Source organism: Halomarina halobia (assembly GCF_029338575.1).
Lineage (GTDB): Archaea > Halobacteriota > Halobacteria > Halobacteriales > Haloarculaceae > Halomarina > Halomarina halobia.
Genome location: NZ_CP119993.1, coordinates 380,499 through 393,392, shown reverse-complemented (window position 1 = coordinate 393,392; position 12,894 = coordinate 380,499). Strand labels below are relative to the sequence as shown.

At 61.7% G+C, this 12,894-nt stretch carries 9 protein-coding genes; 3 read left to right on the top strand and 6 right to left on the bottom strand.

Annotation, left to right across the window (positions count from 1 at the left end; translation table 11 throughout):
- Positions 1-1,800 carry an NrfD/PsrC family molybdoenzyme membrane anchor subunit gene (gene nrfD, locus P1K31_RS17270; protein ID WP_276306728.1) on the bottom strand — a complete coding sequence of 600 codons (1,800 nt, stop codon included), beginning with the start codon at positions 1,798-1,800 and terminating at the stop codon, positions 1-3.
- 358 nt (positions 1,801-2,158) lie between these two features.
- On the opposite strand from nrfD, the gene P1K31_RS17265 reads away from it, so the two are divergent.
- The 3 genes from P1K31_RS17265 to P1K31_RS17255 are packed head-to-tail and all read left to right on the top strand — an operon-like array spanning position 2,159 to position 5,297.
- The gene (locus P1K31_RS17265; RefSeq protein ID WP_276306559.1) at positions 2,159-3,202 is read left to right on the top strand and encodes a tripartite tricarboxylate transporter substrate binding protein; all 1,044 of its coding nucleotides are present in this window, start codon (positions 2,159-2,161) and stop codon (positions 3,200-3,202) included.
- 20 nt (positions 3,203-3,222) lie between these two features.
- The gene (locus P1K31_RS17260) at positions 3,223-3,771 is read left to right on the top strand and encodes a tripartite tricarboxylate transporter TctB family protein (protein WP_276306558.1); all 549 of its coding nucleotides are present in this window, start codon (positions 3,223-3,225) and stop codon (positions 3,769-3,771) included.
- A gap of 47 nt (positions 3,772-3,818) precedes the next feature.
- Positions 3,819-5,297: a tripartite tricarboxylate transporter permease gene (locus P1K31_RS17255; protein WP_276306557.1), complete on the top strand. Its 1,479-nt coding sequence runs from the start codon at positions 3,819-3,821 to the stop codon at positions 5,295-5,297.
- Positions 5,298-5,487: 190 nt separating this feature from the next.
- Here the strand turns inward: P1K31_RS17255 and P1K31_RS17250 are convergent, their stop codons facing one another.
- From P1K31_RS17250 to sauS, 5 genes are all read right to left on the bottom strand, one after another.
- The gene (locus P1K31_RS17250) at positions 5,488-6,678 is read right to left on the bottom strand and encodes a CaiB/BaiF CoA transferase family protein (protein ID WP_276306556.1); all 1,191 of its coding nucleotides are present in this window, start codon (positions 6,676-6,678) and stop codon (positions 5,488-5,490) included.
- A 96-nt stretch (positions 6,679-6,774) separates the two neighbouring features.
- A complete protein-coding gene (locus P1K31_RS17245) occupies positions 6,775-7,863 on the bottom strand; it encodes a phosphotransacetylase (protein WP_276306555.1) in 1,089 nt (362 codons plus the stop codon).
- Between the two features lie 59 nt (positions 7,864-7,922).
- Complete coding sequence (xsc, locus tag P1K31_RS17240; protein ID WP_276306554.1) at positions 7,923-9,710, bottom strand: sulfoacetaldehyde acetyltransferase; 1,788 nt, start codon at positions 9,708-9,710, stop codon at positions 7,923-7,925.
- Positions 9,711-9,816: 106 nt separating this feature from the next.
- Complete coding sequence (locus P1K31_RS17235) at positions 9,817-11,031, bottom strand: hydroxyacid-oxoacid transhydrogenase (protein WP_276306553.1); 1,215 nt, start codon at positions 11,029-11,031, stop codon at positions 9,817-9,819.
- Positions 11,032-11,179: 148 nt separating this feature from the next.
- A complete protein-coding gene (gene sauS / locus P1K31_RS17230; RefSeq protein ID WP_276306552.1) occupies positions 11,180-12,613 on the bottom strand; it encodes an acylating sulfoacetaldehyde dehydrogenase in 1,434 nt (477 codons plus the stop codon).
- Positions 12,614-12,894: the final 281 nt, after the last annotated feature.

Below are 12,894 nucleotides of genomic sequence, written 5' to 3'. Positions count from 1 at the left end.
TCACGCAAGTGAGATGGTTTGCGGGGCGGTGATCCAGCAGTACTCGAAGGCGAACAGGCCGGCGAGCGCGAGCGCCCCAGCGGCCGTGACGACGAGGGCGCTCCCACTAACCGCAAGTGCAACCAGCGGGAGGGCGATGCCGACGGCGACGCCGCCCGCCCAGAAGGGTACGCGGAAGCGCCCGCGGACGATCCGGGCGGCGGCCTCCTCGGCGTCCTCGGTCTGATGCGGCGTGAAGATTTCAGAGCCGACCAACGCGAGGTGTGTGAGCAGGCCGGCCGCAAGCACCCAGCGGGCGGGACTCACGAGGCCATCGAAGGCGAGGAGGCCGAACGCGGCGGTGACGGCACCGCCGGCGATGACGGCCTGCGTGACCATGTGCAGCGGCATCGCCGGACTCTGCCAGAGATCGCGCCCCTTCGACTGGCTGAACAGAAACGCCGTGTAGACCGCCGTCGCGGTCGCACCAATAGCACCCAGTGCCAGGACGACAGGGTTGGTGACGAGAGTGTCGAGGCCGGCGAGCCAGGCGGCGAGCAGCAGCGTTAGAAAGCCACCGTAGGCCGTCAGGATGTAGCCGCCTTTGACGAGCCAGGAGTTCCAGTTCGGGCGCAACAGCACCCAGTGGAACCGCCGGGGCTGTTCGAGATCGAGGATCAGGAGCACAGTTGTCACGCCGAGAAAGAGGAGACTGACGGCCGCACCGATTCCGATAAGCGCGGCGTTCGGTTCGATAACGCCGACGAGCGTGAGCAGCGCGGGGATCAGGAGTGCTCCGGCGGCGATGGCCTTGGTCCACGTGTAGGAGTAGACTTCCCAGCCCCACGAGCAGTAGTGGCTCTCGCCGATGTCGTAGACGCGGCGAGCCTCCTCGTGGAGCAGTTCGTAAGCGTGCTCAGTTTTAGATTTCTTCTCGGCGGGCTGGCCGCTCGCGGCCTGGGTGCTGTAGCCGCCGTCGGAGGCGAAACGACCGGAATTGGAACTGTCCTGACTCTGCCCACCGCTGCCACAGCGACAGTTGCCGCCACAGCCGCACTCGCCGCCACATCCGCAGCCCCCGTCCGTGCGGGCGTCAGCGTCGGCCTCGGCGTCGGTCGAAGCGTCGGGGAGCGAGACGTCGGAGTCGGCGAGTGATTCGGCGGCGCGCTGGAGATCGAAGTCCTCGCGCGCCCCGCCCTGAACCTCGAGTTGGTTAGGCGCGTCCGACCACATGTAGTGTTCTTCGCGGGCGGTGGTGCCGGGGGTGACGGAGGCTTCGTCGCCGTCGACGTAGAAGAGTTTCGGTTCGGTGCCCTTCTCGGGCTTGCGCGCTTGCACCTCCTGGTCGGCGATCGTCTGTGTGATCTCGGTGTCGGGATTGTCCATGTCGCCGGCGATGATGGCGTCCTCGGGACAGACGGTCACGCAGGCGGGCTCTCGACCGGAATCGACGCGATGGGAGCAGTAGTTGCATTTGGCGGCCGTATCGGTGTTCGGATCGATGTAGAGGGCGTCGTAGGGACAGCCCTGCATGCAGGCCTTACAGCCGATACAGCGCTCGGGATCGAAGTCGACGATGCCGTCCTCGCGTTCCCAGAGTGCCGTGACGGGACAGACGTCGGTGCAGGGCGAGTCGTCGCAGTGGTTGCAGCGCATCACCGAGAAGTTGCGGTTCGTGTTCGGAAACTCGCCCTTCTCGATGTACTTGACCCACGTCTTGTTGACGCCGATAGGGTCGTCGTGTTCGGCTTTACACGCGACCGTACAGGCGTGACAGCCGATGCACTTCCGGTTGTCGATGACGAAGCCGTAGTTCGTGATAGTGATACACCCGCGTTGTCTAGCGAGAGACAGCGATCGACTTATACTTTCTCCCCGTGCGCTCAACGGGCTCGTACGAGGCGGAGTACGACAGCCACGTTCGCTCATCTATCGACGAGTGACTGTCAGAACTGAACGCCGCTGGACTTCTCGTTTTTGCAGGCGGTGCGTTACCGTACACGCGATGCGACCACTCAAGGACAGGTAATTTCTCGCCGATAGTGTCAATGACATTCCGAAAGATTAAAACCCGTGATTGACAATACCATACCAACCATGTGTCATGTTGTCATGGGCTCGCCATGACAGCATCCGATGCAGATGGTGGAAGGTACTACGAGCAATGAAAGGACACCGTGTGAACCGACGAACGTTCATCAAAGCAGGTATTGGCACCGGGGCGATCGGTCTCGCTGGCTGCGTGGGAAGTCTTCCGGGAGAGGGCGGCGGAGGGGGCGGCGGTAACGATTCCGGTGGCGGCAGCTACCCCTCCAAGGAAATCACTGTTATCGTCCCGTGGGCGCAGGGTGGCGGGACCGACCGCTCGACTCGCGCGTTAACCCCTACGTGGTCGAAGAAGATCGGGGCGAATTTCGTCGTCCAGAACTACCCGGGCGGCTCGACGCAGGTCGGCGGCGAGAACCTCTACAACGCGACCCCCGATGGGTACACCGTCGCCATGTGGAACCTCCCACAGATGCAGGCGACGTGGCTGTTCCAGGACGCACCCTACACCGCCGACGACTTCGATTTCATCGGGACCAACCACTGGGATCCGACGATGTGGTTCGCACCGAAGGACGTACCGTACGAGGACATGAAGGAGTTCATCGACTACGCGAAGGAAAACAGCGTCACAGTCGGTACGACTGCAGCTATCGGAAACACGGCCTTATCGGCCCTTCTCGTGAAGGACACCTACGACGTGAAGATGAAGCTGGTAAATATGGAGGGTGGAACGCCGACCCGCCAAGCGGTACTGGCGGGCGACGTCGACGCCGCTGTAAACCAACCGTGGGCGTTCAATCCATCCAATATCGGAAAAGTCACCTCGCTAGGTAGCCACACCCCAGAACCGCAGGAACTCTGGCCCGACACTCCGAGCTTCAAGGAGCTCGGGCTGACGGATCTCCCACGTGTCGAGGAGGGACTGGGGCAGTGGAAGCTCCAGGTGACGCCCGGCGGGCTTAAAGACGAGTACCCCGATCGCTTCGAAAAGCTAGTGACGAGCTACGAGGAAGCGATGAAAGCCGACGAATACAGGCAGCGAGCGAAGGAGCAGGGGAACCTCGACAAGATCCTCCGGTACAACGGGCCCGAGAAAACCCAAGAGATCGTGGACGAGAACACGGAATTCATGCGAGAGTACAAACCGCTCTTCGATGAGTTCCAGCAGGGCTAATCACCCCTGATCGAGTATCGATGAAAACGAACCTCTCCCGTTTTCGGACGGTTAGCGTCGGTGTATCGGGAAGAACGATCACCATCCACCCCGGGGAACTCCTGCTGCCGTTGCTCGTCCTCCTGTTCGTGGGTGTGTACTACGTGGGTACTCGCGGACTCCCCGACCAATCGATGATGTACGCCGGTCCGCTGATGTACATCACGCTGGCGTTGGCCGTCGTCACTCTGCTCCAACACGGGTTCAGCATCGACGGTGACGAACGAACCGTGGAAGATTACCGACGGGAGCACGAAGCTCGTAAGACAACCGATGCGGCGGACACTCGGTCTGAGGAGGGAAACCGCCGATACTTCAATCGTCGTTCCGCGATCGGGCTAGTGATCCTGACGCTCGGATACATCCTCACAATGGCTACATTCGGGTTTATCCTGTCGACTAGTGTCTTTCTCGGGGTGTTGCTCTTCCTCTTCGGGGAGCGACGGCCCCTCGTGCTCGTCGCGTACTCGGTCGGGTTCGCACTGCTTGTGTGGGGAGTGTTCATCTACTGGCTAAAGGTGCCGTTATGATCGAAACGATAGCGACTCTCCCGTCACTCATCCCCCAAGCGAGTGCGATGAATCTGGGGATCGGTATGTTGTTCACTCAGTCGATCCTTCTCGCCATTATACTCGGAACTGCCATCGGGATCGTCTTCGGCGCTATTCCCGGTTTCTCCGCCACGATGACCATCGTCCTTCTGACCCCCGTTACTATTCCGTTCGAGCCGGCCGTGGCGCTGATCCTGCTCGTCTCCGCCTACGGTGGAGCCGTCTACGGGGGATCTATCCCGGCGATCCTCATCAACACGCCCGGGGCCCCTGGATCGGTCGTCACCTGTTGGGACGGGTACAAACTCACGCAGCAGGGGAAGGCCGTCTACACGTTGGCCGTTTCGGCCTTCGCATCCGGGCTCGCCGGGCTCATCGCCGCCACGGCACTGCTGTTCGCCGCGCCGATTATCGCGGACATCGCGCTCGAGTTCGGTCCGCCGGAGATGTTCCTACTGGCCGTCTTCGCATTGACGATTATCCCGGCAGTGAAGGACGCTTCCCTCTCGAAGGGGCTGCTAGCCGGACTCTTCGGACTCCTGATCGCGACTGTGGGGAACGATCCGCAGCTGTCACGTCCCCGTGCCACGTTCGGCGTGACGATCCTCCAGAGCGGGTTCGACTACATCGTTATCCTCATCGGGCTCTTCGTTCTCACCGAGATGATTCGTCTCGCGATGCGCGGGTCGATCATCGGTGGCGATGGGGATGGAAACACAGCAGGGGGGTACGACCAGGTCGTCGACGGGGTGCGGGCGGTTCTCAGCCGTCCCGTCGATTTCTTGCGGGCGACGTTCATCGGTACGTTCGTCGGGTCTCTTCCCGGTGCCGGAGCGGACGTGGCGAACTTCGTTTCGTACAACGAGGCCCAACGCTGGTCGAGCGACGAGAAGGCGGAGCAGTACGGGACCGGCATCATCGAGGGAGTCATCGCTGCTGACTCTAGCAACAACGCCACGCAAGGCGGTGCCCTCATGCCAACGCTCACCCTCGGTATTCCCGGTAGCGGGTCGACGGCCGCGCTCATTGGTGCCCTCGCAATTCACGGCTTGAACCCTGGCCCGGGACTCTTCGAGCGATCCGGGCCCATCGTCTACGCGATGATCTTCTCGCTGTTCATCGGTAACCTGCTCATTATCGTCTACGGTCTCTCGGGTTCGCGGTACTTCGGGAAGGTCGCCTACATCCCGATCCGGTACATTATTCCGGTAGTTACGGTCCTCTCCGTCATCGGCGCCTTCGCGGTACGAAACTCGGGATTCGACCTACTCATCATGCTCGCAGCCGGCATTCTCGGCATCCTCTTCGTGAAGTACGACTATCCCCTGGTCAGTCCAGTTCTCGGCGTCATCGTCGGCAACATCGCCGAAACCGGCTTTACCAGGGGCTGGCTGCTAAACGGACAAAACTGGGTGGCGTTCCTGACCAGCAGCGAGATCTCCATCGGATTGACGCTACTCATCGTCCTCTCCTTGGGTGTCACCGCCGTTAAGAACCACGCCTGAGTACGATCTCCACCCTTCCACCGTTCCGTTCGGTCCTTTGAACCGTCGTCCACTCCTAGATTGGCAGCTACTGGCAGTGCCCCTGTCGAGAACGCTCCCGAGCTGCCGACTCCCGTGTGATCACGGTGAAGCAAAACCGCACAAGGTATCACGTGGTGACGGCGGTTTTCGGGAGGCCATCAGGGGGCTTTTATATGACGCCCTCGTCCTCCAGTTTCCTGATTTCGCCCTCCGATAACCCCAGTCGTTCGCGGTAGATCCGATAGTTGTCCCGACCTTTGCTCGGCGAGGGATCGATATCCGGCATCGCCGACTCCGATAGCCGAATCGGCGATCCAGGGACGCGAATCGGATCGTCGTAGTCCGGGTGGTCGATCTCGTTTACCATCTCCCGCGTCTCGAGGTGAGGGTCGTGGATCACCTCTTCGACCGTCTGGACGGCACCGCAGGGTATCCCGGCCTCGAGCATGGCCGTCTCTACTTCCTCGCGGGTGTGATCTCTTGTCCACTCCTCGATAATCTCGTCGATCTCGTCGATGTGTTGGAGTCGCTTGACGTTGGTCTCGTACTCCGGGGCCCCGACGAGATCGTCGCGGCCGATCACGTCGAGTAACCGATGCCAGTGTCTGTCCGACGCACAGAGGATCGCAACGTGACCGTCGCTTGTCGCGTAGGCGTTGTAGGGACATTTCGCGAGACCGCTGTGCCGGTTTCCAGTTCTGGGTGGAACGTCCTCGTCCTTGAAATACGATGCGAGCTGCGACATGAGTGAGGGGTAGACGGCGTCGTACATGCTCGCCTCCACGAACTGCCCCTCGCCTGTTCGCTCGCGCTGGTAAAGCGCCGCCAGCACGCCCGCCGCGAGATGGATACCGCCGAGGAAGTCACCGGCCGCAATACCCGTTTTCACGGGGGGGCCATCCGGAAAGCCGGTCACGTCCATGACCCCGCCGACCGCTTGGACGATGAGGTCCATCGCGAGCCGCTCGCTTCTCGGTCCCGACTCTCCGAACCCGCTGCCGTGTGCGTAGATCAGTTCCGGATTGATCTCGGAGAGCGTCTCGTATCCCAACCCGAAACGATCCATCGTTCCCACGGCGAAGTTCTCGACGACTACGTCGGCGTCGCGAACAAGCTCTTTGAACAATTCCTTCCCCCGTTCCTCCTTGAGATTGAGGGTGATGCCGTCTTTCGAGGAGTTCAACATGATCAACTCGGGCGGTTCACCGTCCTCAACGCGCGAGCGAAGCGGCTCGCCGAACGGCGGTTCTACTTTCGTGACGTCCGCGCCGAGATACGAGAGCATGAGGGAACAGTACGCTCCGTTGTAGATCTGGCCTAGGTCGATGACATCTACACCATCCAGTGCATGCCTTCGCATACCACTATGAAAACCGACCCTCGGTATAACACTTATGTAAAATATGCAATACTACCCGCGAGCGGCGTTCGACCGTCGATGGAGCACCGCTAGTATCTAGATCTTCGAATCGGGGGCATCCGCGTCCGCATTGATCGAAGTCTCTCGTCGGCGTAGCAGTCCCGTGGTAAGGATCTCCCCTTCGTCAGAGAAATCCCCCCGTGCCACCTGACAGGCGGTGACAGTCAGGATGTCGTAGATGTCGTCCGCGCTCGCCCCCCGCGACAGATCACTCACCGGCCGCGCATACCCCTGCAGGATCGGACCGAGCGCCGTCGCTCCAGAGAGCCGTTCAGTAAGTTTGTACGCGATATTGCCCGCGTCCAGGTTCGGGAAGATGAAGATGTTCGCGTCGCCTCGAATCGCCGCCGCGTCCGTCTTCCGGTCGGCGATATCCGGTACCAGCGCCACGTCGGCCTGCAGTTCCCCATCCACGACACCATCATCGACCTGCCGCCTCGCAACCGCCGCGGCGTTCGCCACCCGCTCGCTCATCTGATGCTGGGCGCTCCCCTTCGTCGAAAACGATAGCATCGCCACCCGCGGCGACCAGCCGAACAGCTCGCTCGCCGTGCTCGCGGTCGTCACCGCGATGTCCGCGAGTTGCTCCTCGGAGGGTGCAATGTTCACCCCGCAGTCCGCGTACAGCAGGACACCGTCCTCACCGATCGTCTCGTCGTCGAACTGCATGATGAAGTAGCTCGAGGCGGTGTCGATCGCCGGGTCCAGCCCGATCACGCCGTTGGCGACCGCGACCACCTCCGCGGTCGGGGACACTGCCCCGGCGACTAGCCCGTCGACCTCGTCCAGCCGGGTCAGAAGCGCAGCGAGGACCAACTCGTCGGTCAACAGTTCTCGGGCGACTGCAACGTCGACGTCGCGTAACGCGGCGTACTCCGCAGCGTACTCGTCGAGGACCGCACCCTCGGGGTAGGGGAGGAATTCCAGGGCGTCGATGTCGATCCCCAGTTCGGCACACAGCTGTCGCGTCTGGTCGTCCGGTCCGAACAGAACAGGTTGGGCGATACCATCGGCTTGTGCACGCGCTGCCGCATCCAGAACGCGACAATCGTGGGCCTCCGGGAGGAGGATCCGCGCCGACTGCGAGCGAGCACGCCGTCGTAACGTCGTGAGTAGGTCTGTCATTGGTGCACTTAGAGTGGTCCTACAGAGAATATGGACGAAATGCCCCCTGTTCGACCGAGTTAGCCCTCGTAGTTGGGATCCCCGGGCTGGCGGTACTTCTCGAGGACGCGCTCGGGTTCGTCGAGGGCGTCGCGGCGGAACGGCTCCAACAGTTCGGTCCCGTCAGTACGGATGTCGACCACGACGGGTTCGTCCGCCGCCACCGCCTCCTCGGTGGCCGACCGGACCTCGTCGGGGTCCTCGACGCGAATCCCCTGGGCGCCCATGTCGCGGGCGAGTTGCGCGAAGTCGGGGTTCTCCGGGAGGTCGGTCCCGACGAATCGGTCCTTGTAGAACCAGTACTGGTTCTGTTTTTCCGCCCCCCACTCCATGTTGTTGAACACGAGGGCGACGACCGGGATGTCCTCGCGGACGGCCGTCAGCACCTCGTTCATCTGTTGCATCCCCCACGCGCCGTCGCCGGTGATCGCGACCGCCGGATCGTCGGATCGCGCCACCTTCGCTCCGATGGCGGCCGGGTAGGAGAAGCCGCAGTTGCCGTAGGTGCCGGCAGCGAGGAAGTTACCGGGATGGTCGAACTCGAGGTAGGCGTTGGCCATCGAGCAGGTGTTGCCGATGTCGGTGGCGACCATCGTGTTCTCCGGGAGGGCCTGGGAGACCTCCCACAGCGCCCGGCGGGGGTGAATCGGCGTCTGGTCGGACTGGGACATCTCCTCGAGTTCGTCCTTCCACGCCGCGTAGGTCTCTTCGATCTCCGCGACGCGAGCGTCGGACGCGCCCGCGGTGGCGTCGAGTTTGGCGGTCAGCGACCGGACGGTCTCGGCAGCGTCGCCGACGAGTCCGAGTTCGACGCGGGTAGTCCGCCCGATCTGAGAGGGGTCGACGTCGATCTGGATGATGTCGGCGTCCTCGGGGAACCAGTCCATACCGTACTGCGGGAGGAGGCCGAAGCCGCTGAGCCGACTGCCGACGGCGACGACGACGTCGGCCTCCGAGAGCGCCTGCATCGCCGCCTTCGATCCGCCGTAGCCGAGCGCCCCGACGGCGAGCGGGTGACTGATGGGGAAGCTATCGTTGTGCAAGTAGGAGTTGGCCACCGGCGCGTTCAGCAACTCGGCGAGGTCTGCGACCTCGCCGACGGCCTCCGAATAAATGACGCCGAGGCCGGCGATAATAGCTGGATTCTCGGCGTCGGCGAGCATCTCGGCCGCCTGCTCGACGTTGGCCTCGGCGGCCCCGCCGACCTCGGACTGGCGGTACTGGCTCGGTCGGAGGACGTCGACGTCGATTTCGCCGTAGAGCTGGTCGCGGGCGAAGTCGATCTGGGTGGGACCCATCTCCGTGAGTGCCTCGCGATAGGCGGTCCGGACGTACTCGGCGATGCGGCTCTTGTCCTCGAGGCGGCCCTGCCACTCGACGCAGTCGTCGAAGATCGACATCGTATCGGCCTCCTGGAACCCGTCGGTGCCGACCGAGCCGGTGGTGGCGGTCGGCGAGAGCATGATCACCGGCGAGTGGTTGAGTTGGGCCGCTTTGATGCCGGTGACCATGTTGGTGACGCCGGGCCCGTTCTGGGCGACGCAGATCCCCGGTTCCTGCCCGCGGAGTGCTTCGGCGTACCCGTCGGCCATGTGGGCGGCGTTCTGTTCGTGGCGGACGGGGAGGTAGCGGATGCCCGCGTTGGGCATGATGTCGAGAAAGTCCATGAACGCCGAGCCGACGATGCCGAACATCACCTCGGCGTCCTCGGCGACGAACTGTTCGAGGATGGCCTCGCTCGGCGTCATGCGTTCGTTTTCGTGCAGTGCGGTCTCGTGAGTCTCGGCCGTTTCGTATTGCTCTGCCATGCTAGGTCGTCTCGTAGAAGCTACGCATGCGACGACTTATATTTTAGGGGGCGAGGGTCCGCCGACGTGCTCCTCGTCGAAAATGATAGCTATGGTCCCCGACCTTCTAGAGTGACCGCTCAAGTACCCCCTCCAGGTCAGTCTTAGTCATACGACGGACATTCTTCGACAACAACCGATCAAGGCGCGAGGCCTTTTCGGCTATCTGTGGGACCTGATCCCTGGTAATGTCAAACGCGTTGAGTCCCCGTGGGAGTCTGACGTCAGCTCTGAGATTCGCGATCGCGTCGCCGGCACTCGTCTCGTCAGGGTCTTCGCCCAGCAGTCGGACGATGTCGTCGCATCGGTCAGGTACGCTCGGTGCGTTAAACCGGACGACTTCCGGCAGAAACATGGCAACCGCGATCCCGTGTGGAACGTCGTACTCCGCGCCGGTCGCCATCGCGAGGGCGTGGGCGGCTGTGGTCCCGGCGTTGGTGAAGGCCATCCCCGCCATCAGACTCGCGAGCGCCATATTACGCCGTGCTTCCACGTCGTAGCCGTTGTCGACCGCCCGGCGGAGGTTTCGTCCGATAAGATCGATCGCCTTCCGCGCGAACTGATCGGTCAGTATGGACCGACCGTTATACTCCGGTCGATCTCTCGGCGTCGACGGTCGCGGTTTAGCGTCGAAGGGGATCGCGGTGTACGCCTCGACGGCGTGCCCGAGTGCATCCATCCCGGAGAAGGCCGTCGGCTCAGGAGGGAGCGAGATGGCGAGATTCGGGTCGACGATCGCTAGCTGGGGGAGAAGGTGTCGGCTCGAGATACCGCCTTTGAGAGCTTCCTCCGGAACTGAGATAACTGCGACGGGGGACGTCTCCGACCCGGTGCCGGCTGTCGTAGGGAGACAGAAGCAAGGTATCCCCGTATCGGGGAGTGGCTTTCCGTCTCCCGTTGGCGGGGTGGCGTACTCTAAAATACTGCCGTCAGCAGCGGTGACGGCGCTCGTCGTCTTTGCGACGTCCATTGAGCTTCCACCGCCGACTCCGATTACGAGGTCGGGGGAACGATCCTCTGCTAGTTGAATGGCAGACTCGTAAACGCCGAGCGACGGCTCGGGTTCGACATCGGTGTAAACGTGATATTCGACGTCGGCGGCGTCGAGAAGCCCCGTAAGATACGTAACGATACCGGCGTCCTCGATCCCTGGGTCTGTTAGGAGGAGTACCGATTCCGCGTTTCGTTCGGTGATGGCCGACGGGAGTTCTTCGGCGGCACCGACACCGAATTTCACCCGCTCAGCCATAGAGAATTCCCAGACGGTTTCTGATTGGTGCATGCTATCACATTCCTGGGCGTTCGATGTAAGGGTGTCGGCGTTGGTCGCGTCGCGGTCCTCGTACACCGAGTGAGGGGTTGGCTACTTACCCCGGTCAGGAGCGTCGCGAGAGGTCAACGAGCTCACCGAGGATCAGGAGGTGGGCATCTCATCTTCCGTACTTCTCGTGGTACGATCCGAACAGTTCCTCTTCGGTCGGAACGGACTCCTCAATCACTTCGGAAACGGTGGTGATGTTCAGGAAGTGTGTGTAATCGAGGTTTTCGTCGAGTTGATTACCGCCCCACGTACCCGCACCCATTGAGAGGGTGAAGTTCAGTCCATTGTTGAAGTTTCCACCGTTGCCGTAGCACTGTGGCTGATTGATCAGGAGACGACAGACGTCGATTTCGTGGCCGATTCGGTCGACGTGTTCTTCGTCAGTAGTGTGCAAGCCGCAAGAGTGGCCAGTTCCTTCGAAATCGAGGATATCACTCGTTATCGAGAGTGCCTCCTCGAAATCAATCGCTTTGTACAGCGTCAAGACGACTGAGAGCTTCTCCCCCGAGAGCGGATGATCGGGCCCGACTCCTGTTCCTTCCACCATGAAGAACGCGGCCTCGTGGGCTTCGGGTGCTTCGAGTTCGGCCGCCTCGGCGATCTGCTTGGGCGGTTTGGCGATGACGTCACCGCTCAACGAACCGTGCCCTTCCGGGAACATCGCCTCCTCGAGTTTTTCGCGTTCTGTGGCGTTACAGAGGTACCCACCCTCCGCCTCGAGGGCTGCGACCATCTCCTCGTAGACCGATTCGACAATAACGGCCGAGTTATCGCTTGAACAGCTCGTCGCGTAGTCGAAGGTCTTGCTCTTCTCGATCCGACTGGCCGCGGCTTCGAGATCCGCGGTGGCGTCGACGACCGAGACGACGTTCCCCTCGCCGACGCAGTAGTTCGGAGTCCCGGACTGCTGACCGTGCGCGACGTTGTTCGATGAACCGGTGACTTGCAGGAGATCGACTTCCTCCATCAGGGCGTAGGTCTTTTCCTTGTTGACCGGTGGAGGAACCATCTGAACGAGATCTCGAGGAGCACCCACCTTGTCGAGTTCCTCGTGAATGGACTCGACCACGAGTTCACAGACGCCGAGTCCGCTCGGCGACGGCGATAGGACAACCGCGTTCCGTCCCTTTAACGCTATCATGGCGATGTTCGCCGGCGTTGCTCCAGGGTTCGTCGAAGGCACGACAGCGCCGACAACTCCGACAGGTTTCGCGATCTCCGTGATGCCCCGCTCCTCGTCGACGTCGATAATGCCGACCGATGGTTTACCCAGGATATCGTTGAGCGTCCCCATCGTCTTACGCTGCTTTTTCGTTACCTTGTCCTCGACGTTACCGAACCCCGTCTCCTCGACAGCGACCTCGGAGATCTTCCGCGCGTTCTGTTCCTCGTACACCGCCCATGCGACCGCCTGGACGAGTTCGTCTACCTGCTCTTGCTCGTAATCGGCAATGGACTCCATGGCTTGGCGGCCTTGGGCCACGAGTTGACCGATAACCTCGTCGGCGCTAGTCGCATCGGACTCACGGGTCTCTAGGCTCATACCGGGGTAGGTTCCGCGACCCATCCGAATATAAGTTGTGGTTGTTAGGTTACATGTTCTCTCGAAGATGGGTGGAGACGAGCGGAGGTGTCGTTGTATCTCTCCCCGTCGAAGATCAGTGATGCGTCAGTAAGCGTTCGCATATCGTGGACACTATAAGATATCGCCGACGGTGTTCCTGCCGTATTGTCGAATTTATCCGATCACCGACGGTACAGGTACAGCACCTGTTACAGTCTCACGGGGTGCCCAATCGTTTGGCGGGGGGATTTGATAAGAGC

Excerpts from the sequence above, each read along its gene's own strand:
- P1K31_RS17260 (WP_276306558.1), top strand. The coding sequence starts at position 3,223 with ATGAAAACGAACCTCTCCCGTTTTCGGACGGTTAGCGTCGGTGTATCG.
- P1K31_RS17255 (WP_276306557.1), top strand. The coding sequence starts at position 3,819 with ATGAATCTGGGGATCGGTATGTTGTTCACTCAGTCGATCCTTCTCGCC.
- P1K31_RS17250 (WP_276306556.1), bottom strand. The coding sequence starts at position 6,678 with ATGCGAAGGCATGCACTGGATGGTGTAGATGTCATCGACCTAGGCCAG.
- P1K31_RS17245 (WP_276306555.1), bottom strand. The coding sequence starts at position 7,863 with ATGACAGACCTACTCACGACGTTACGACGGCGTGCTCGCTCGCAGTCG.
- xsc (WP_276306554.1), bottom strand. The coding sequence starts at position 9,710 with ATGGCAGAGCAATACGAAACGGCCGAGACTCACGAGACCGCACTGCAC.
- P1K31_RS17235 (WP_276306553.1), bottom strand. The coding sequence starts at position 11,031 with ATGCACCAATCAGAAACCGTCTGGGAATTCTCTATGGCTGAGCGGGTG.
- sauS (WP_276306552.1), bottom strand. The coding sequence starts at position 12,613 with ATGAGCCTAGAGACCCGTGAGTCCGATGCGACTAGCGCCGACGAGGTT.